19 protein-coding genes are annotated in these 19619 nt (G+C 60.0%); 2 read left to right on the top strand and 17 right to left on the bottom strand.

All coding sequences use genetic code 11. The features are described from left to right. Positions 1-28: 28 nt before the first annotated feature. A complete protein-coding gene (gene miaB, locus GFC01_RS15205; RefSeq protein ID WP_152948018.1) occupies positions 29-1366 on the top strand; it encodes a tRNA (N6-isopentenyl adenosine(37)-C2)-methylthiotransferase MiaB in 1338 nt (445 codons plus the stop codon). A gap of 36 nt (positions 1367-1402) precedes the next feature. Further along, a complete protein-coding gene (locus tag GFC01_RS15200) occupies positions 1403-1783 on the top strand; it encodes a YlbF/YmcA family competence regulator (protein WP_152948017.1) in 381 nt (126 codons plus the stop codon). A gap of 34 nt (positions 1784-1817) precedes the next feature. On the opposite strand, the gene GFC01_RS15195 is transcribed toward GFC01_RS15200, so the two are convergent. From GFC01_RS15195 to priA, 17 genes are all read right to left on the bottom strand, one after another. After that, positions 1818-3539: an ABC-ATPase domain-containing protein gene (locus GFC01_RS15195; RefSeq protein WP_152948016.1), complete on the bottom strand. Its 1722-nt coding sequence runs from the start codon at positions 3537-3539 to the stop codon at positions 1818-1820. 82 nt (positions 3540-3621) lie between these two features. Beyond that, complete coding sequence (locus GFC01_RS15190; protein WP_152948015.1) at positions 3622-4035, bottom strand: chemotaxis protein CheW; 414 nt, start codon at positions 4033-4035, stop codon at positions 3622-3624. A gap of 114 nt (positions 4036-4149) precedes the next feature. Beyond that, entirely contained in the window at positions 4150-4272 is a 123-nt protein-coding gene (locus tag GFC01_RS15185; protein ID WP_341474030.1) for an RCKP-type rubredoxin-like domain-containing protein, read from the bottom strand. A 5-nt stretch (positions 4273-4277) separates the two neighbouring features. Further along, the gene (gene rpe / locus GFC01_RS15180) at positions 4278-4937 is read right to left on the bottom strand and encodes a ribulose-phosphate 3-epimerase (RefSeq protein WP_152948014.1); all 660 of its coding nucleotides are present in this window, start codon (positions 4935-4937) and stop codon (positions 4278-4280) included. Further along, on the bottom strand, positions 4937-5812 hold the full coding sequence (gene rsgA, locus GFC01_RS15175) for a ribosome small subunit-dependent GTPase A (RefSeq protein WP_152948013.1): 876 nt from the start codon (positions 5810-5812) through the stop codon (positions 4937-4939). Before rsgA ends, rpe begins: the two co-directional genes overlap by 1 nt. A gap of 25 nt (positions 5813-5837) precedes the next feature. After that, a complete protein-coding gene (gene pknB / locus GFC01_RS15170; protein ID WP_152948012.1) occupies positions 5838-7727 on the bottom strand; it encodes a Stk1 family PASTA domain-containing Ser/Thr kinase in 1890 nt (629 codons plus the stop codon). Positions 7728-7800: 73 nt separating this feature from the next. Next, positions 7801-9240 carry a peptidoglycan D,D-transpeptidase FtsI family protein gene (locus GFC01_RS15165; RefSeq protein ID WP_152948011.1) on the bottom strand — a complete coding sequence of 480 codons (1440 nt, stop codon included), beginning with the start codon at positions 9238-9240 and terminating at the stop codon, positions 7801-7803. Then, positions 9230-10510, bottom strand: a complete 1281-nt coding sequence (locus GFC01_RS15160; protein ID WP_152948023.1) for an FtsW/RodA/SpoVE family cell cycle protein — start codon at positions 10508-10510, stop codon at positions 9230-9232. The genes GFC01_RS15165 and GFC01_RS15160 overlap by 11 nt, the downstream gene beginning before the upstream one ends. Positions 10511-10512: 2 nt before the next feature. Next, positions 10513-11229, bottom strand: coding sequence for a Stp1/IreP family PP2C-type Ser/Thr phosphatase (locus GFC01_RS15155; protein ID WP_152948010.1), 717 nt, complete (start codon positions 11227-11229; stop codon positions 10513-10515). Then, complete coding sequence (locus tag GFC01_RS15150) at positions 11207-11698, bottom strand: FHA domain-containing protein (protein ID WP_341474029.1); 492 nt, start codon at positions 11696-11698, stop codon at positions 11207-11209. The genes GFC01_RS15155 and GFC01_RS15150 overlap by 23 nt, the downstream gene beginning before the upstream one ends. Position 11699: 1 nt before the next feature. Continuing rightward, the gene (locus tag GFC01_RS15145) at positions 11700-12485 is read right to left on the bottom strand and encodes an FhaA domain-containing protein (RefSeq protein WP_152948008.1); all 786 of its coding nucleotides are present in this window, start codon (positions 12483-12485) and stop codon (positions 11700-11702) included. Between the two features lie 12 nt (positions 12486-12497). Continuing rightward, entirely contained in the window at positions 12498-13535 is a 1038-nt protein-coding gene (gene rlmN / locus GFC01_RS15140) for a dual-specificity RNA methyltransferase RlmN (protein WP_152948007.1), read from the bottom strand. A 120-nt stretch (positions 13536-13655) separates the two neighbouring features. Beyond that, positions 13656-15023: a 16S rRNA (cytosine(967)-C(5))-methyltransferase RsmB gene (rsmB, locus tag GFC01_RS15135; protein ID WP_152948022.1), complete on the bottom strand. Its 1368-nt coding sequence runs from the start codon at positions 15021-15023 to the stop codon at positions 13656-13658. Then, complete coding sequence (locus GFC01_RS15130) at positions 15023-15796, bottom strand: DUF116 domain-containing protein (RefSeq protein WP_152948006.1); 774 nt, start codon at positions 15794-15796, stop codon at positions 15023-15025. Before GFC01_RS15130 ends, rsmB begins: the two co-directional genes overlap by 1 nt. Then, positions 15793-16746: a methionyl-tRNA formyltransferase gene (gene fmt, locus GFC01_RS15125; protein ID WP_152948005.1), complete on the bottom strand. Its 954-nt coding sequence runs from the start codon at positions 16744-16746 to the stop codon at positions 15793-15795. The genes GFC01_RS15130 and fmt overlap by 4 nt, the downstream gene beginning before the upstream one ends. A 20-nt stretch (positions 16747-16766) precedes the next feature. Further along, entirely contained in the window at positions 16767-17231 is a 465-nt protein-coding gene (gene def / locus GFC01_RS15120; protein WP_152948004.1) for a peptide deformylase, read from the bottom strand. Positions 17232-17252: 21 nt separating this feature from the next. Continuing rightward, positions 17253-19454 carry a replication restart helicase PriA gene (priA, locus tag GFC01_RS15115; RefSeq protein ID WP_152948003.1) on the bottom strand — a complete coding sequence of 734 codons (2202 nt, stop codon included), beginning with the start codon at positions 19452-19454 and terminating at the stop codon, positions 17253-17255. Between the last annotated feature and the right edge of the window lie 165 nt (positions 19455-19619).

The following is a 19619-nucleotide window of genomic DNA, read 5'->3' as shown; positions in this document are numbered from 1 at the left end:
CGGTGGAACACCGGGAAGGGATTTTTCCATGGGAGAAAGAATACCAACTTATGAAGTAATAACCTTTGGCTGCCAGATGAATGATCACGACGCGGAAGTAATGGCCGGGATGCTGGAATCCCTGGGCTATCACCAGGCCTCCGCCATGGAAGAAGCGGACGTAATCCTGATCAATACCTGCTGTGTGCGGGAAACGGCTGAAAACAAGGTCTGGGGCCTTTTGGGCCGCCTGGTCCGTTTGAAAAATAAAAACAGGCACCTGATTATCGGCGTTGCCGGCTGTATGACCCAGCAGCCGGAGGTAGCCCATAAAATAAAAAACCGTTTCCCCCAGGTGGACCTGATCCTGGGCACCCACAACCTGCACCGCCTGCCCGCACTGCTCCAGGAAGCCCGGCAGAGCCGGGAAACGGTGGTGGAGCTGTGGAATGGGGCCGGGGCGGTGGTGGAAGACCTGCCCGTCCGCCGCACTCCGGGGGTGCGGGCCTGGGTGAACATCACCTACGGCTGCAACAACTTCTGCACCTACTGCATTGTACCCTATGTACGGGGGCGGGAACGCAGCCGCCGCCCGGAGGATATCCTGCGGGAAATCCGCAGCCTGGTGGTTGATGGTTTCCGGGAAGTAACGCTCCTGGGGCAAAATGTTAACTCTTATGGGAAGGATCTGGATCCACCGGCCACCTTTGCCCGCCTGCTGGAGGCTATCAATGCAATCCCGGACCTGTGGCGTATCCGCTTTACCACTTCCCATCCCCGGGACTTCAATCAGGAACTGATTGATACCATTGCCCGCCTGCAGAAAGTGTGTGAACATATCCACCTGCCCGTGCAGGCGGGCAGCAGCCGCATCCTTAAGCTGATGAACCGGGGCTATGACCGGAACTACTACCTGGACCTGGTGGAGCGCATCCGCCGGGCCATACCCGGCGTGGCCCTGACCACCGACATTATGGTGGGCTTCCCCGGCGAAAGGGAGGAGGACTTTGCCGATACCATGGATCTGGTGGAAAGGGTGCGGTTCGACGGAGCCTTCACCTTTGTCTACAACCCGCGACCGGGCACCCCGGCCGCCCGCATGCCCCATCAGGTGCCCGAAGATATTAAAAGCGAGCGCATTCAAAGGCTCATAGCCCGTCAGAACGAGATCTCCCTGGCGCTCAATCAAGACCGGGTGGGCAGGACGGAAGAAGTTCTGGTGGAAGGAGAGAGCAAGACCAACCCCGCTCTTCTCTCCGGACGCACCAGAACCAACCGCCTGGTGGTCTTCCCCGGTTCCCCGGAACTGGCCGGGAAACTGGTGGATGTGTTCATTACCGGCGCCCGCCTGACTCACCTGGAGGGCAAAATCAATGCGGCAGGTTGATCGATAAATAATGTATTGAACGGGAGGTAAATGATCATGTCTGTGATTGAGAAGGCCAGGGAACTGGGAGAGGAAATCGCCCGCTCCCCGGAGCTGGCTTCCATGGTGGCCGCCCAGAGGGCCATGCTGGATGACCCGGAAGCCAAACAAATCATCGATGAATTCCACCAAAAGCAAAGGGCGCTGCACATGTTGCAGGCCCAGGGTTTCCAGTTGACCGGCAGCCAGAAGACCGACGTGGAGGACCTGGAAAGGCGCATGCTGGCCAATCCGTTGATTGCGGAGTTCTTCCGCGCCCAGCAAACCTTTGAGCGGGTGCTGGAAGAAATCAACGAAATTATCGGCCGGGCCATTTCCGGCCAGCCGGCATCCTGTTCCGACGAATGCTGCAGCAGCTGCTGCGGTTGTGAAGGCTGAGAAGCGACGTTTAAAAAGGCCGGGTGAAGTATTTTCACTCCGGCCTTATTTTTACCTGCAGCCGCCGGTAACGGTTAATGGCCGCAGCAATTTCATGCGCCCGGGGGCGGGCGTAGTCTCCGGGATGCTGGCCTTTAAAGGGGGAAATGACATCCAGTCCCTCCCGGTCCATATCGGAAAGCACCGCCTCCACCACTTCCTTCAGGGTGCGCCGGCCGTTCACATGGTGCCGGGCGGCATATTTAATTATTTCCGCAATGGCCCGGGCCTGAGCCGGATCCACCAGTTGTTCCACATTTTGCAGGTCGATATCCATATGGCCGTAAACAATCTCATCCATACCCCGGGCCTTGACCTTATCCCGCCCTTCCAGGGTAAAGGAGACGGGCAGCGGTACACGGGGGGTGACCCGGCGAAAGGTGTCCGTGGCTTCCATCCGGCGGCCGTCCCGGTGGCGGGCAGCGATCTCCCTGGCCCGGGCTGTCACGTCCCGGGGAACGTAGTTTTGCATCATGATCACCCGGTCGGCCACGGAAAAGTAATCCCCGGACCCCCCCACCACCAGGATGGTGGATACCCCCATATATTCGTAAAGCTGACGCACCCGGTCAATGAACGGGGTAATGGGCTCGTCCTCCCGGGCCACCAGTTCCTGCATACGTCCATCCCGGATCATGAAGTTGGTGGCACTGGTATCTTCATCAAGAAGCAACAGGGGGGCACCCATTTCCAGCGCCTCCACGATATTGGCCGCCTGGGAGGTGCTGCCGCTGGCGTTTTCAGTGGAAAAGGACCGGGTATCCTGACCGCCGGGCAGATTGTTGATAAAGCCGCTGATATCCACTTTCTGTACGCTTCGCCCGTCCTCGGCCCGGATTTTTACCGCCCCGGGCAGGGTGATCACCAGTTCCCGCCCGTCCCCGGGGATATGGTTGTACACACCCCGCTCCAGGGCACGTAAAAGGGTGGACTTGCCGTGATAACCGCCCCCCACGATGAGGGTGACGCCCCGGGGAATGCCCATGCCGGCCACCCGTCCCCGGTTGGGCAGGTTAAACTCCACTTCCAGTTCGGGAGGAGATTGAAAGGGCACCACCCGCCCCCGCACCAGGGGCCGGTCGCTGACGCCGCTTTCCCGGGGCAGTATGGAACCGTTGGCCACAAAAGCCCCCAGACCACGGCCGGCCAACTGCCCCCTTAAAAACTCCTGGTCTTCCATCAATTCCACCTGCTGAATGATGCCCCCGGAGTCCAAATTATGGTAGAACAGGGAGTCATGGATTATTGCTGGTAATTCCTCCAGGAAGATACGCACGGCCTCCCGTCCGGTTATGGTGCGGCCCCGGGCCGGCAAACCAACCACAAAACGGATTTCCACAAAATCACTGTTCACCACGGCCCCGGTACGTTCCAGTATCTCCTGGCCGCAATGGTCCACGGCCACTAAACCGCTTTTACCCGTACCCCGGTGTCCCCGGCAGTGCCGGGCCACGGCCCGGGCAAAGGCGCGCATCAGGTAATCCTCCAGGGCAATGCGGCGGGGACGGGTACGGTAAAGGACCGGGGGAAAACCGGCCAGACGCTGCTCCACCCTCACCCGCAGGCGGCTGGGTGGTGCAAAGGGATCGCTTTGCACATGGTCGATAAAAAGGGTGTAACGGTCAAAGGCGTAACTGCCGGCCAGGGATTTATAGGCACCGTAACCCTTGCCGTCCATGGCCAGGAGTTTGTCCCGCAGGATATGCTGGTTGTGCAAGGATATAACACCTCTATTCGGTCGTCACATAATAAAAATGGGCCACCCCGTGTGGCCCTTCGGTCAAACAAGACCCTTTATCCTACAATACCCGTTCCAGGTTCAGCAGCAACCACAGGTGATCGTCCTTTTTAATTACGCCCCGCAGGTACTCGGTGTTATCACCGGCCACCACCGGCGGCTCCACCTGGTCCGGCGTGTAGCGGCCCACTTCCACCACATTATCCACAATCATGCCCACCTTTTGCCCGGCATATTCGGTGACAATGATGCGGGTGGCGTCGGTATATTCCCTCACCGGCAGTTCCAGGCGCAGGTTCAGGTTAATTACCGGCACGATACTGCCCCGCAGGTTGATGATCCCTTCCACATAGGGTTTGGTATTGGGCACGCGGGTAATGTCCGTCATGCGGATAATTTCCTGCGTTTCCTGAATAGGCAGGGCGTATTGCTGGTCGTTCAGCTGAAATATTACCACCTGTTGTTCTTCACCCATGGCTTAATCCCCTCCCTGGCCCCAGCACGGCGGTGGGACAGTGATCCTTTTTTAAAAAAGGTTTGACGCCGGGGAGGAAATTCCTGCCGCTATCGAGGAAATTTCCCCGGGAAATTACTTTTGGGCCGGCGCTTCTTTTACCAGCTTGTCCTTGGACGCACCACAGGCCTTGCATTTACCCGGCTTGCAACGGGCTTCCACCGCATTGCCGCACTCCTGGCACTTCCATACGGCCACTTCCCTCACCCCCTTTGTGCCGCTTCCCGGATTTCCCGGATGGCCGTCGCCGGATCCGGAGCGTTAAAAATGGCCGAACCGGCCACCAGAACACCGGCCCCCGCCTGTACCACCAGCGGAACGGTGGACGGACCGATACCCCCATCCACCTCTATTTCCACATTGCCGCCCATTTCCCCAATCATCCGCTGCAAATCCTTTATTTTGGGCAGGGTCTGGGGAATGAAGGCCTGTCCGCCAAAACCGGGGTTGACGGTCATCACCAGCACCAGATCAAACAATCCCGGCAGGTATTGTAAAACCTCCGGTCCGGTGGCGGGGTTCAGGGCCACCCCGGCCCGGCCGCCCTTTTCCCGGATGCAGTTAAGGGTGCGGTGCAGGTGCCGGCACGTTTCCGCATGCACCGTGATCAGATCGGCGCCGGCCTGGATGAACGGGTCTATGTAACGGTCCGGCTCTTCGATCATCAGGTGCACATCAAATACCAGCCGGCTGTGGGGTCTCAAGGCGGCCACCACGGCGGGGCCAATGGTAATGTTGGGTACAAAATGGCCGTCCATAACGTCGATATGCAGGTAATCCGCCCCGGCCTCTTCCACCCGCCGCACATCTTCCAGCAGGCGGGCAAAGTCCGCCGAAAGGATGGAGGGGGCAATTTTAACCATCAATATCTCCTTTCCTGTTCCATAACTTCCTGTAACAACTGCAGGTAGTTTTCATAACGAAAGGAAGGGATTTCCCCGGCCAGCACCGCCTGTTTTACCGCGCAATCCGGTTCCTGGAAATGCAGGCAGAGGGAAAAGCGGCAATCACCCCGGCGGGCCGCCAGTTCGGGATAATACTCACCCAGTTCCTCCCGTTTCATATCCGGCAGGTAAAGGGTGGAAAAACCGGGGGTATCGGCCACCAGGCCACCGCCGGGCAGGGACAGCAGTTCCACATGCCTGGTGGTGTGCCGGCCCCGCCCCACTTTCCGGCTCACTTCCCCGGTTTTCAAATTAAGACCGGGAATCAGGGCGTTTAACAAACTGGACTTCCCCACCCCGGAGGGACCGGCCAAAACGGTAATGCCCCTTTGCAGCAGGGCGCGCAAATCATCCAGACCGCTGCCTTCCGTGGCGCTGGTGCATAAGACGGTATAGCCGGCCCGGCCGTAGGCCTCCACCATCTCCCGCACCCCTTCCGCTCCCAGGTCCACCTTGTTCAAGCAGATGGCGGGCTCCACACCGGCATGTTCCGCCTGAATGAGCAGGCGGTCCAGTAAAAAGGTGCTGGGAGCGGGCTCCTTCACCGCAAAGATGATCAGTACCCGGTTCACGTTGGCCACCGGCGGTCGCCAAAGAACCGTCCGGCGGGGAGAAATCTCTTCAATAACTCCCCGGTCCGGCCCCACCGGCCGCCAGAACACCCGGTCCCCCACCAGCACCGCTTCCTTTTCCCGGCGAAAGCGGCCGCGCAAATGGCAGTCACTGGTGGCGCCGTCGGTGAAAACATAATAGTGCCCGCCATAGGCTTTCACCACAATGCCTTCCTTCATCATACCCTATCCGGTCCGCTCCCCGCCTTCAACCATCTTTTTTCCCTCCCTCCATTCGTTGTTCTCTGACCAGCTTATCGTCAATGTATACCCTGATGATGGCCTGGCCCAGGTAGCGCACGGTAGTTTCCACTTTGGACCCGGGAGGATGAGGATTGGCGTAGGCTACGTTGGTACCGCGCACATCGGAAACGGTAATTTTCACCTGGTGATTTTTGCCGTCGTCGGGAACGGAAAACTTGACCAGTGCTTCTCCGGGCATGGGACCAGGCCCTTTACTCAAAACAACTTTCACCGCCGTTCCCTGGTTTACCGGAGTATTGGCCGCCGGGTCCTGGCGGATAATCTGGTCCGGTAAAAAATCGGTGCTGCTCTCCCACTGCACATTCTCATCCAGGCTCAACTGGCTCTCGGCCAGTTTGGCCCGGGCCTGCTCCCGGTTCATTCCGGTTAAATCGGGCACCTGTACCTGCCTGGGTTTCGGCCCCCGGGAGAGATAAACCGTCACCCGGCTGTTGGGGGCCACCTTATCCCCCGCCGCCGGAGATTGTTGAAAGATCAAGCCCGGCGGAACGTTATCATCATAACCCTCCTGTGCCGGCTCGGCCAGAGACAGGCCGCTTTCAGACAGGCGCTGGCGGGCCTGATCCAGATTCAGGCGGTAAAGGTCCGGTACCACCCTTCTGTCCGGCCCCAGGCTCACCGTCAGGGTAATCACCCGGGGCGGCTTCACCGGCGGGTCCTCCGGTCCAATATCCTGGTCGATGACATAACCTTCGGGAACGGTGTCGCTGTGCTCCCGACGCACCGCCACGTCCAGCCCCCGTTCAGCCAGGATTCTTTCGGCGTCAGCCAGGCTGTACCGCACCACACTGGGCACCTGGACCTCCGGCACGTTTAAAAACCGGTGCAGGGCAAAACCGCCCCCCGCCAGCAGGGCCAGCAGGAGTACGGCCAGGGCCGCCCACCCGGCCGGCCGCAACTTCCGCCGGCGGGAAGGGGTGGCCTCACCCCTTGCCCTTTTCCAGGATTGCCCCGCCGGTTTGATCACCCGGGTGGCCATTTCATCCACCGGGATAAAACGGGTGGCCTCTTCCGCATTTCCCCGGAAAATATCTTCCAGGTGAATAGCCATTTCCCTGGCCGAAGCAAAGCGCTGTCCGGGATTTTTGGCCAGCGCCCGCAAAACCACCTGCTCTAAGGCCGGTGGAATGGCCGGATTGCGCCTGGACGGCGGCTCCGGCTCTTCCTGAATGTGTTTTATGGCCACGGATATGGGGCTGTCCCCGGCAAAGGGCACGGTACCGGTGAGCATTTCATAAAGCACCACACCCAGGGAATAAATATCCGATTTGGGACCGGCCACCTCACCCCGGGCCTGTTCCGGTGACAGGTAATGTACGGAACCCACAATGGTGTCGGTCTGGGTGACAGTGGCCGCCGTGGCCTCCCGGGCAATACCAAAGTCGGTGAGCTTGGCCCGACCGCTTTTGGTGAGCAGGATATTATGAGGCTTGATGTCCCGGTGAACGATGTTGTTTTCATGGGCGTGTTCCAGGGCTTCCAGCACCTGCAGGGCTATCTGGACGGCCCTCTCCGCATCCAGTGCCCCTTCACGGCGGATGAGAGTTTTTAAATCCTCACCATCCACATATTCCATGACCAGGTACTGTACCCCTTCTTCCTGCCCCACGTCGTATATACTGACAATGTGGGGGTGGGAAAGGCTGGCCACCGCCTGGGCCTCCCGGCGAAAGCGGCGGGTGAAATCCTGGTCGGAAGAAAACTCGGGGCGCAGCATTTTAATGGTCACCAGGCGGTTGAGGAAGGTATCCCGCCCTTTGTAGACGATGGCCATCCCCCCGCCACCCAGTTGCTCCAGGATTTCATAACGGTTGCCCAACTGCTTCCCGATCATGCCTGTCACCTCATAAAAAGTGGGTAGTTTAACTCTTTCCAGTTCCGGGCGATCCTAAACCGGTTTATTACTTTCAGCCGGCCAGTGCCGCCCTGATCACTTCCCGGGCCACGGGGGCGGCCACCGCTCCGCCGGCACCACCGTTTTCAATGATTACGGCCACCACCACCCGGGGCTCCTCAGCCGGGGCAAAGGCCACAAACCAGGCGTGGGTATCCCCCCGGGGATTCTGGGCCGAGCCGGTTTTACCGGCCACGGTAACGCCGGGCAAGGCGGCCCCTTTCCCCGTCCCCTCCCGGACCACGGCCACCATGGCCTCCTTCACCACCGCGGCCACTGCGGGGGATGTGGCCGTCAGCCAGGCCTGGGGCGCCGCTTTTACCAGCGTCCTGCCCCCGGGTTCCTGTATGCGCTCCAGGAGGTGGGGCCGCATGATTACCCCGTTGTGAGCAATGGCCGCCGCAGCCAGGGCCATTTGCAACGGGTTCACCAGCACCTCGCCCTGGCCGATGGCGCTGGAAGCCAGCTCCGGTCTGGTCATTTTTTTCGGCGGGGTAAGGGTACCCGGCCGGTAATCCAGTTCCGGGGACCCCGGTACTCCGGGAAGGTTGTGTTCCCAGGGATTTCTGGTCAATCCGAAGGCCAGGGCGTTCTGATAAAACCTTTCCACCCCCAGTTCCAACCCCAGGGTGGCAAAGGTGGTATTGCAGGAAACGGCCATGGCCCGGCGAAAATCTACCGCCCCGTGGGCGGCCAGATCCGGCAGCTTAAAACCATCCACCGTCAAGCTCCCCTGACAATTAAATATACGTTTCGACACCGAGGGATCGGCGGTCAGGGCACCGGCCCCGGTAACAATTTTAAAAGTGGAGCCGGGGGGGTAAGCTCCCTGGGCGGCCCGGTTCAACAGCGGCGCATTGGGGTCTCGCTGAAGCAAATCATAAACGGTGCCATTATTCCGGCCGGGCACAGCGGCCGGTTGATCGATCTGGTTGGGATCAAAGCCCGGACTGCTGGCCAGGGCCAGTATGGCTCCGGAGCGGGGATCCAGCGCCGCCACCGCCCCTTTGCGCTGTCCCAGCAGTTCCCGGGCCAGATGCTGCAGGCGGGCATCCAGGGTCACCACCAGATCGTTGCCCACCCGGGGGCGGCCCAGCAGCCGGTTGATCAGGGCCTGGATTTTATCATCATCGGTCATGCCCAGCAGGTAACGATCGTAGGCCGATTCCAGCCCGGTGCGCCCGTAACGCCGGGAAATGAAACCCACCACCTGGGCCGTGTCCTGTCCCAGGGGATAAACACGCCGGCCGTTCTCCGTTTTGGCCAGAACCACCCCCTGCCGGTCGAAAATGGTGCCCCGCTTTATCCCGGCCTCCCAGGCCGCCAGCCGGCCGTTATGGGGATCGGTGGCCAGGGCCGGCCCCATAAACACATTGACATAACCAACATAAAAGGCCAGCACCACAAAGGAAGCCAGAATTATATAACCCAAACAACGAATGTTATTTTTCATGGTTTGCCTCATGGGAAATATTCAGCAATAAACCGAGAATAACAAAGTTGGCCACCAGCGAGCTACCCCCGTAACTGACAAAGGGTAGGGTAACTCCCGTCAGGGGCAGCAGTTTGGTCACCCCGGCCAGGATGATAAAGGCCTGCAGTCCCATCAGGGCGGTCAAACCGGAAGCCAGCAGGGACGCAAAATCATCCCGGGCGGACAGGGCAATGACAAATCCTCTATAGACAAAGAGCATATACATGACCAGCAGGCCGGTACCGCCGGCCAGTCCCAGTTCCTCGGTGATGGCCGCGTAAATAAAGTCCGTATGCACCAGTGGAATAAAACCGGGCATCCCGCCGCCCAGTCCGGCTCCGGTCAGCCCGCCGGCGGCAATGGCAAACAGGGACTGTACCACCTGGTAACCCGTTGTTTCCACGAACCGCCACGGGTTCAGCCATACCTCCACCCGGGCCCGGACGTGATCAAAGAGGGTATAACTGCCTGCCGCACCGGCCAGAAAGAGGGCCAGGCCGAAAAACACATAGGAAAACCGGCCCGTGCTGGCAAAAATCATGGCCAGAAAGGTGCTGAAATAAATCAACCCCGTCCCCAGATCGTTCTGAAAGATCAGCAACAAAAGGGATATACCCCACATGACCAGCAAAGGACCCCATTCCTGGGGACCGGGCAGGGCTATCCCCCGGAAAGTGCGGGTACCCTCCTTTAAGGAAAGGCGGTTTTCCGCCATAAAGGCGGCCAGAAAAAGCACCATGAGAATCTTTACGAACTCCGACGGCTGCACATTAAAGACTCCCAGGTCCAGCCAGCTTTTGGCCCCTCCCTCTTCCACCCCGAAAAAAATGGGCAGCAAAAGGCCGATTACCCCGGCCACGGCGTACAGGTACTTGTAATCGGCCAGAGACCGGTAATCAAGAAACAAACGGGTAACCAGGAAAAGGGTGCCCAGGCCGATCATCAACCAGACAAACTGCCTGAAAGCGTAAGCCGGTTCCAAACGGTAGAGAAAAACCAGGCTGGTGGAGGAAAATACCGCCACCAGGGGAAGTAAAAAGGAATCCCCGGCAAAACCGGTCCACAGCCAGAAAACATGCACTGCCAGAAAGGCGGCGGTGGTAATGAGCCCTCCGGCCAGGACCACCACGGTGGCCGGAACCGGGTTCAGGCAATAAATGGTTGCGGCACCGGTGAGCAGGTAAGCGCCGGCGCACAGGAGGAGCTTTCTTTCCACGGCCCTTGTATCATATGCCCCGGAAGAAAACATCATCAATCCACCGCCACCAGGATAACGGTAATGTTATCGGTGCCGCCCCTGTCCAGGGCGGTCCGGACCAGCATCCCCACCGCTTCCTCCACGGAAGCGTTCTGCTGTACCAGGGCGCCGATTTCCTCCGGCCGCAGGTGAACGGTCAGTCCATCGGTACACAGAATAATCCGGTCCCCCGTCTCCAATCCTATGCGCAAACTATCCACCTGCACCCGGGGTTCGGTACCCAGCGCCCGGGTCAGGACATTGCGCTGGGGATGACGGATGGCTTCTTCCGCCGTCAGGCCGCCTATGCGCACCATTTCCTGCACCAGGGAGTGGTCCTCGGTAAGCTGTCTGATTCTATTCCCCCGCAGCAGGTAAACGCGGCTGTCCCCCACATGGGCCAGGAACAAATCATGGCCGTGCACCATAACGGCGCTGATGGTGGTACCCATTCCCCGACAACCGGCACTGGCACAGGACAATTGATAAACCAGCCGGTTGGCTTCCTCCACTCCCCGGACCAGCACGGTTCCGGGCTCCCCGGCTTTTTTCAACCGGCTGCGCACAAAGCGCACCAGTTCTTCCAGGGCCATCCGGCTGGCCACTTCCCCGGCCTGGTGCCCTCCCATGCCGTCAGCCACGGCAAACAACCCCAGAGCGGGCTCAATAACCAGGCTGTCTTCGTTTACCTGGCGCACCAGCCCTGTTTCACTGGCCTGACTCCATTTCATAAGCCCACCTCACAAACTGAAAGGTAACGCCGCCTATACGCAAACGGTCCCCATCGGCCAGAACGGTGGGCCGCTCCAGGCGCACCTCATTAAGATACGTGCCGTTTAAACTGCCCAGATCCTGCACCCAGTACTGGTCGTTGCGCATATAAACCAGGGCGTGCTCCTGGGAAGAAAAGGGATCCATAATGACCAGATCGTTTTTTTCCCCCCGCCCCAAAGTCAACTTTTCCCCGAGGTAAAAGGTTGCCCCTTTTTCCAGATGGGGATCGGAACTGGTCAGCACCACCAGCTTGCCCCCCGGCCTGGGAGCCTGTAAATCCCGGACCGGGTGCAGCCGCTGTCTATCCCGGTGGGGTATGGCCTGTTCCTGTTTTAAACCGGAAAACATCAAGCGTACCACCAGGATTAAAAAAACATAAAGCAAAGCCAGGAAAAGGTACCGTAATACGGTCAGGATCAATCCCACTTCATTCCACCTCGAAAACACACAGGGTGGTACCCATTTTAATGGTGTCCCCGGGCTCCAAAACCTTTGTTCCCACCCGGACGCCGTTGACATAAACACCATTGGTGCTGCCCAGGTCCGTTATAATATATTCACCGCCCCGGTATTCTATCTGGGCATGGCGGCGGGAAACGCTGGCATCATTGATCACCAGATCGCATATGTCCCTCCGCCCGATGAGAGTAACGCCCGATGGCAGGGGAAAGCTTTTTCCTTCCTGGGGACCGGTGGTGATCACCAGCCGGGCCCTGCTTTCCAACGGCACCACCGGCACCGGCGCCGTATGCCTGGCCGGGTGGTAGTGCAGGGTATCCTCCCACTCTCCCTCTTCCCCCTCTTCAGGCGGGGCGCTTTTTTCTTCCGTAAAGGGTACACCGGTGGCCTCGCCAAAGCGCCCGTCCACGCGCATCTGGCCTTCCCCTACCGATGGGTCCTCCTGGATCTCCACCCGGGGTGGAGCCACCAGGGTGAAGTTTTTTTCGGCCGCCTTCTGGGTCAAATAATCCGCCAGTTCGCCGGCCAGCATGGGGGCAATGGCAGCCACCGCCTGAAAATCCGTGGGGTTCAAATAGATGGTGTATTCATTGGGTGCGTAAACCCGGCTGATACTCACCCTTTTACGCTCACGCATTTCCCGGGCCAGGCGTTTGGCCATTTCCAGGGGCTGCACCCGTCCCTTGAATTTATCCCGGAAAAAACCTTCGATATATTTTTCCAGGCTGCCTTCCAGGCCGGAAAAAAATCCCATCCGGCGTCACCCCTATCCCTTATTCAATCCCAGCAACCGCCGGCGCAATTGTCCACAGGCAGCGTCAATATCGGCACCCAACTCCCGGCGTATGGTTACGCTTACCCCCGCCCCCTCCAAAATCCTTTGAAAAAGTTTCACCCGTTGGGCCGGCGGGCGGAGAAAATCCCGACCCCTCACCGGGTTGAAGGGAATGAGATTCACATGGCACAACATCCCCCGGACCAGGTGACCCAGTTGGCGGGCATACCGCACCCCGTCATTCACCCCGGCCAGAAGGGCGTATTCAAAGGTAATGCGCCGGCCCGTCAAACAGGCATATTCCCGGCAGGCCGGGATCAGTTCCCCCAGGGGGTAGCGGCGGTTTATGGGCATTATCCTGTTGCGCAGGGAATCGTTGGGCGCATGCAAGGACACGGCCAGGGTCAGGGGGAGCCGCCGCCGGGCCAGTTCCCGGATGGCGGGGACCAGGCCGCAGGTGGAAAGGGTTATGTGCCGGTAACTGATATTTAATCCGTACGGTGCAGTGACATGATCCAGAAAAACCAGGACGTTGGCCAGGTTGTCCAGGGGTTCCCCCGAACCCATGAGCACCACATGGCTGATCCTTTCTTTAGTATCCATCTGTATTGCCAGCACCTGGTCGTATATTTCCCCCGGGGAAAGGTTGCGCACCAGACCGCCCAGGGTGGAAGCGCAAAAACGGCAGCCCATGCGGCAGCCCACCTGGGTGGACACGCAAACACTGCAACCATAGGAATGGCGCATGAACACGCTTTCCACCGCCTGGCCGTCGGACAAACCAAAGAGGTATTTAAGGGTATCCCCCCGGATGGAAGATTGCTTTTGCACCAGGGTCAACCCTCCGGGGCTGACCTCTTTCGCCAGTCTCTTCCGGAAATCCCCGGGCAAATCGCTCATTTCATCCCAGGAAAGGACCCCCCGCTGAAAAAGCCAGCGGGCCAGCTGCCAGGCCCGGTAAGAAGGCTCCCCCAGGCGCACCACCAGTTCCTTTAACTGATCAAAGGTAAGATCTTTCAGATTGATCATCACTGCTCACCATTTACCGGCATAGACCATGTATCTATTATACCACATCCGCCAGGCCAACCCATCCCCAATTGGTCGCCGGTCGCCGGCCATTGGTCTGACCCTTGCCCCGGCAATTCATCACGGTTCCGGCTTCCGGCACAGGCGGGCGATAAAGAAACCGTCGGTTCCATGGCGGTGGGGCAGGAGCTGAAGGTAACCGCGTTTCATTGTTCCCCGGTGGTCCAGACCGGCCGGCAGGACCGCCCTCAGGTCACCGGGGGCGAATTCCGGGTGGCGGGCCAGAAAATTTTCCACCTGGCCCAGATTTTCCTCCCGGGTAATGGTACAGGTACTGTAAACCAGGACACCGCCCGGTTTAACGCAGGCCGCCGCTCCATCCAGCATTTCCCTTTGCAGGGCGGCCAGTTCTGTAATGGCCGCCGCTTCTTTGCGCCAGCGGATGTCCGGACGGCGGCGCAATACCCCCAGACCGGAACAGGGGGCATCCAGGAGGACAAAATCACAGCGGGCGATCAGGTCACCGGCGGGACGGCGGGCATCCCCCTCCCGGGTTTGCACACAGCTGATACCCAGGCGGCGGCAGTTGCCGGCAATGAGCTTTAATTTATGGGGATGGATATCCTGGGCCACGATCTCCCCCCGATCCCCCATCAGCTGGGCCAGGTGGGTGGTCTTGCCTCCCGGGGCGGCCGCCGCGTCCAGCACCCGGGCGCCGGAAAAGGGGGAAAGGGCATGCCCGGCCAGCATGGAACTTTCGTCCTGCACTTGAAAAAGTCCCTCTATAAATGGTGAAAAATCCCGCAGGGAAAAAATCCCGTCGATGCGCAGCCCTTCGGGGGCGTAGGCGGTTCTTTCCACCACCAGGCCGTCCCCTTTCAACCGGCGTTCCAGTTCTTCCGGGCTGATTTTCAAGGTATTGGTACGCACGGTATTTGGCGCCGGGGTATTGTTGGCCCGGCAGAGGGCCACGGTCTCCTCCGGGCCGAATTCCGCCAGCCACCGCTGGACCAGCCACCGGGGATGGGAATAGCACAGGGAAATGTGCGCCACCGGGTCATCCTCCAACCGGGGGAAAGATATTTCTTTACCCCGGCGGGCCAGATTGCGCAGTACGCCGTTGACAAAACCCACCGCCCCGGGACGACCGTACCGCCGGGCCAGTTCCGCCGCTTCATTGCAGGCGGCCGGCACGGGCACCCGGTCCATAAACATGATCTGGTAGGCCCCCAGGCGCAGTATATTGCGGATCCAGACCGTCTGGCCGGCCAGGGGCTGGCGCAGCAGGTGGTTTAAAAGCCAGTCCAGGGTATTCAACCGGCGCAGAACCCCGTATACCAGTTCCGTGGTAAAGGCCCGGTCCAGCCTGCCCGGCCGGTAATGCTCCAGCACCCGGTCCAGGGCCAGGTTGGCGTAAGCCCCCTTCTCATCCACCGCCTGCAGCACTTTTAAGGCCATCTCCCTAGCGTTGATCACGGCAGCACCCATCACTTCCCCTTATCTCCACAAAAGGATTTCACGGCTTCTTCCACCCGGGTCAGGGAAACCCGGGTGTTATAACAGGGTCCGCAGGGGCGCATATTGGTTACCCCCAGCACGGGAATGGGATTGCTGTCCCTGATACCGCTGGTCAGATCCCGCTCGCAGGCAATGGCTACAATGGCCCGGGGACGGTATTCCCGCACATATTTACGGGCCAGGGTACCGCCGGTGGCCAGACCCATATGAAAGCCGTATTTATCCCGCAATTGCAAAAGGTCATTAATACAACATCTCCCGCAGCGGCGGCAATTATCCACATGCACGGTGATTTTATAAGGACATTCGCTGTACTGCAGACAGTGGGGAGCCAGTAAAAGCAGTTCCCCGGGGTTGACGCTAAGGTGGCGGGCCTGAACCAGCTGGTTGTTCACTTCGATAAAAGAGCTTTTGATCCGGTCCGGATCAATGCGCAGAAACCGGCCCAGGGCCAGCACCACGGGAAAGAAAATGTTCACCGCCACCCCCATGGGCCCCTGCAAGGGCTCAAAGGTGCGGGCCGCCAGCAACGTGAGTACGATTCCCCCCAGACCGCAGGCCGCCAGAAACATGATACCCGCCAGCAGGGACACCATGGCCAAAAGGATCACCTGATAAACGGGGGAACGGTTGGGGGTAAAAAGGAGATACCAGATGCCCACGGCCAGCAGGGCCACCACCACCAGGCTGCCGCCCAGCAAACCGAGAAAAAGTCTTTTATGGATCACCGGGCTCTTGATCAACGCTCACCGCCTCCCGGATCACCCAATATCATACCGGGGGTAAGGCGGTGCCCCCGCAAAAAATCAGTAACGGATAGCCGCCTGCCTCCCTGTAGCTGCACTTCCCGCAGGGAAAGACAGCCCTTTCCGGTGGCCACCAGCAACTCCTCACCGGCAAGGACCACCTGACCGGGTACGGAATCCGGAGGAGGACCCTGGCTGCAGTAATCCGCCCGCCAGATTTTGAGCAGCCGTTCTCCCCACCAGGTGCGCGCCCCCGGCCAGGGATCCAGACCCCGCACCTGGTTGTATAAATCAGCGGCCGGCCGCTCCCACCGGAGGATCTCGTCCTCCGGGGTCAGGGGGGGCGCATAGGTGGCCAGGCGGTGATCCTGGGGGCGGCGGGGCAGCCGGCCTTCGGCCAGCAGTTGCAACGTTTGCTGCAAGAGTTCCGCCCCCAAGCGGGCCAGCCGGTCATGAACCACACCCACATTGTCCCCTTCCCCGATGGAAATGATCTGCTGGAGCAATATGTCCCCCGTATCCAGACCCTCGTCCATGAGCATGGTGGTAATACCCGTTTCCCTCTCCCCATTCATCACCGCCCGGTGAATGGGGGCGGCCCCCCGGTAACGGGGTAACAGGGAGGCATGGATATTGATACACCCCCGGTCGGGCAGGTGCAAAACGGCCGGGGGCAAAATTTGTCCGAAGGCGGCCACCACAATCACCTCCGGTGCCAGTCCTTTCAGCTGCTCAATAAAGGGTGCTTCCCGCACCCGCCGGGGCTGGTAAACCGGCAGACCACGGGCTAGAGCCGTCCTTTTGACAGGAGGGGGATGCAACTTCCGACCCCGGCCCACCGGCCGGTCCGGCTGTGTAACCACCCCGACCACATGATGGCCAGCGTCAATTAAAGCTTCCAGTGCCGGCACGGCAAAATCGGGCGTACCCATGAAAACCACACGCATAATCCTTCGCCTCAATACCGCTAGGATCCAGGCCTGATCCGTTTGATGGACAATGCCCGGTCGATGAACAGGATGCCATCCAGATGATCAATTTCGTGCTGCAGCGCCCGGGCCAGAAATCCGCTGGCCTGGTGTTCCACCGGCCGGCCATGGCGGTCCAGTCCCCTGACCCGCACCTCCACAGCCCGGGGCACCTCCCCCAGCATGTCGGGCAGGCTCAAGCACCCTTCCGTATCAGTCTCTTCTCCCCGGGCCTCCACAATTTCGGGATTGATCAATTCAATCAACCCCTCTCCAGTATCAACCACAATCACCCGCTTTGATACGCCCACCTGGGGAGCGGCCAGACCCACACCCCGGGCGTCATACATGGTATCCCGCATGTTGTCCAGCAGTTTCAGGATGTTGGGGGTGATCCTGGTAACCGGCCGGGCCTTTTCCCTGAGCACTTCGTCACCATAAAGGACAATTTTATAAATGGCCAAGTATTTTCCCCTCCTTGACTATCACATCATGCTCTGGGGATCCATGTCCACTGAAACCACCAGTTTCCGCCAGCGGGAATGCCGGTTTATAAAATCCAGGGCCGGTTTGACCGCCGCGCGCAGGGCGGCCGGGGCGTGGGACTTGAGGACCAGGTGCCACCGGTAGCGGTCCTTGATCCGGGTAAGGGGCGCTGGAGCCGGCCCCAGCATGTCCACACCCTGAATGAGACCGGCTATGGCCGCGGCAGCCTCCTGAACCTCTTCTTCCTTCCGGCCGCTGACCAGTATCCGGCACAAATGGGTAAAGGGAGGATAACCCAGACTGCGGCGCAGGGTCATCTCCTGCCGGTAAAACCCCTGGTAATCATGGTTTACTGCACAGGTGACGGCATAATGGTGGGGGGAATAGGTCTGCACCAGCACTTCCCCCTCCCGGTCCCCCCGGCCGGAACGGCCGGCCACCTGGGTAAGCAACTGAAAGGTCCTTTCGCTGGCCCGGAAATCGGGCATAAACAGGCTGAGGTCGGCGGCAATCACCCCCACCAGGGTCACCCCGGGCAGGTCCAGCCCCTTGGCCACCATCTGGGTGCCAATGAGAATACCGGCCCCGCCCCGGCGAAAACCTTCGATGATCTCCCGGTGGGCACCCCGGCGGGCGGTGGTGTCCCCATCCAGCCGCATCACGCCGGCATCGGGAAACAGCTCCCGGATCTCCTGTTCTATCTTCTGGGTGCCGGCCCCCAGGTAGGCCAGGTACCGGCCGCCGCAACCGGGACACAGGGAGGGGGCCAGCACACTGTAATGACAGTAATGGCAGCGCATCCGGCCGCTGGAATGGAAAGTAAGGGAAATATCGCAGTGGGGGCACTTGAGCACCAGGCCGCATTCCCGGCAGACCACCAGGGTGGAAAACCCCCTCCGGTTTAAAAAAAGGATGATTTGCTCCCCCCGGGAAAGACGTTCGGTCATGGCTTCCCGCAACTGGCGGCTGAAAAGGCTTTTGTTGCCGGCCCGGATTTCCTGCCGCATATCTATGGTTTTTACCCGGGGCAGGGGACGCCCACCTATTCTTTCCGGCAGTTCCACCAGCCGGTAGGAGGCGCCGGCCGCCGTAGCCCGGGCGTAGGATTCCAGGGAAGGAGTGGCGCTACCCAGCACCACCACGGCCCCGGCAAGGCCCGCCAGACGCAGAGCCACCCCCCGGGCATGATAGCGGGGCGTTTCCTCCTGCTTGTAAGAAGGTTCGTGCTCCTCGTCAAGAATAATCAAGCCCGGTTTTTCCAGGGGGGCGAAAACGGCGGAGCGGGCTCCCAGGGCCACCCGGGCTTCCCCGGCACGCAGGCGCTGGTATTCATCATATCTTTCCCCCTGGGAAAGACGGCTATGTAACACGGCCACCCGGCGGCCAAAGCGGCCCCGGAAAATGTCAATCATCTGGGGCGTCAGGGCTATCTCCGGCAAAAGCATCATGGCCTGCAGCCCCTGCTGCAGTGCCCCGGCTATGCACTGGAGGTAAACTTCGGTTTTACCGCTGCCGGTCACCCCGTGGAGCAAAAACAACCGGCGCTCCCCCAATCCCAGGGAACCGGTGATTTCCTGCACCGCCCGCCGCTGGTGAGGGTTCAGGGCCGGGGGGCGGTGCCGGATCTCCGGCAAACCGGCACAGGGGTCCCGCTGAACAACCCTTTCTTCCCCCCGCAACAGCCCCCGGGCCACCAGGGTATCCACCACGGCGGGAGATACTCCTGCCGCCAGGGCCAGCTCTCCCCTGGTAAGACCGGGGCGGGCCAGGGCCACCTGCCACACGGCCGCGCTCTTGGGAGCCCGTTTAACATCGGGGATCCGGTCGGGACAGGGCACGGGCCATAAACCCCGCATCTTACGGGGACCGGCGGTCCGCAGCAGGGGCCAGATCATGGCCTGCAAGGCCTTAACGGTGGGACAGAGATAATAGGCGGCCATCCACCGGGCCAGTTCCAGCTGGTGGGGAGTAAAAAGGGGTCCGGGATCCAAAAGGTCCAGCACTTCCTTGAGCTTGATGCCATCCTCCGGGGGATGGCCAAAGCCTACCACGTAACCTTCGATTCTACGGCGGCCAAAGGGTACCAGCACCCGGCTGCCCACCAGCACCCGCCCGGCCAGGGACGGTGGAACGCGATAATGAAATACCCTATCCACCTGGCGGGCAGCCAGATCCACCAGCACTTCCGCATACACGGCCATCGCTCCCCAAATGGTCATTGGTTATTGGTGATTGGTCACCGGGATTTTATATTGATCAGTTTTATAAAACCGCTACCAGGCAACAGAGCACCGCGTCGGGATCAGACGGTTGACCGGTTAAAAATAATCCGGGGCGGTTCCCGACGGGCCAGCTCGGCACCCACC

This window comes from Desulfofundulus thermobenzoicus (assembly GCF_009428905.1).
In the GTDB taxonomy this organism is placed as follows: Bacteria; Bacillota; Desulfotomaculia; order Desulfotomaculales; family Desulfovirgulaceae; genus Desulfofundulus_A; species Desulfofundulus_A thermobenzoicus.
The sequence above is the reverse complement of the archived record's forward strand: the minus strand, read 5'-3'. Positions and strand labels throughout refer to the sequence as shown.

Bases quoted from the DNA above. Each gene is read 5' to 3' on its own strand.
- rlmN (WP_152948007.1), bottom strand. From the start codon at position 13,535: ATGATCAATCTGAAAGATCTTACCTTTGATCAGTTAAAGGAACTGGTG.
- miaB (WP_152948018.1), top strand. From the start codon at position 29: ATGGGAGAAAGAATACCAACTTATGAAGTAATAACCTTTGGCTGCCAG.
- pknB (WP_152948012.1), bottom strand. From the start codon at position 7,727: ATGATCGGGAAGCAGTTGGGCAACCGTTATGAAATCCTGGAGCAACTG.
- rsmB (WP_152948022.1), bottom strand. From the start codon at position 15,023: ATGGGTGCTGCCGTGATCAACGCTAGGGAGATGGCCTTAAAAGTGCTG.
- GFC01_RS15160 (WP_152948023.1), bottom strand. From the start codon at position 10,510: ATGTTTTCTTCCGGGGCATATGATACAAGGGCCGTGGAAAGAAAGCTC.
- rsgA (WP_152948013.1), bottom strand. From the start codon at position 5,812: ATGATGAAGGAAGGCATTGTGGTGAAAGCCTATGGCGGGCACTATTAT.
- GFC01_RS15145 (WP_152948008.1), bottom strand. From the start codon at position 12,485: ATGGGATTTTTTTCCGGCCTGGAAGGCAGCCTGGAAAAATATATCGAA.
- GFC01_RS15190 (WP_152948015.1), bottom strand. From the start codon at position 4,035: ATGGGTGAAGAACAACAGGTGGTAATATTTCAGCTGAACGACCAGCAA.
- priA (WP_152948003.1), bottom strand. From the start codon at position 19,454: ATGGCCGTGTATGCGGAAGTGCTGGTGGATCTGGCTGCCCGCCAGGTG.
- GFC01_RS15200 (WP_152948017.1), top strand. From the start codon at position 1,403: ATGTCTGTGATTGAGAAGGCCAGGGAACTGGGAGAGGAAATCGCCCGC.
- GFC01_RS15155 (WP_152948010.1), bottom strand. From the start codon at position 11,229: ATGAAATGGAGTCAGGCCAGTGAAACAGGGCTGGTGCGCCAGGTAAAC.
- rpe (WP_152948014.1), bottom strand. From the start codon at position 4,937: ATGGTTAAAATTGCCCCCTCCATCCTTTCGGCGGACTTTGCCCGCCTG.
- GFC01_RS15165 (WP_152948011.1), bottom strand. From the start codon at position 9,240: ATGAAAAATAACATTCGTTGTTTGGGTTATATAATTCTGGCTTCCTTT.
- fmt (WP_152948005.1), bottom strand. From the start codon at position 16,746: ATGCGTGTGGTTTTCATGGGTACGCCCGATTTTGCCGTGCCGGCACTG.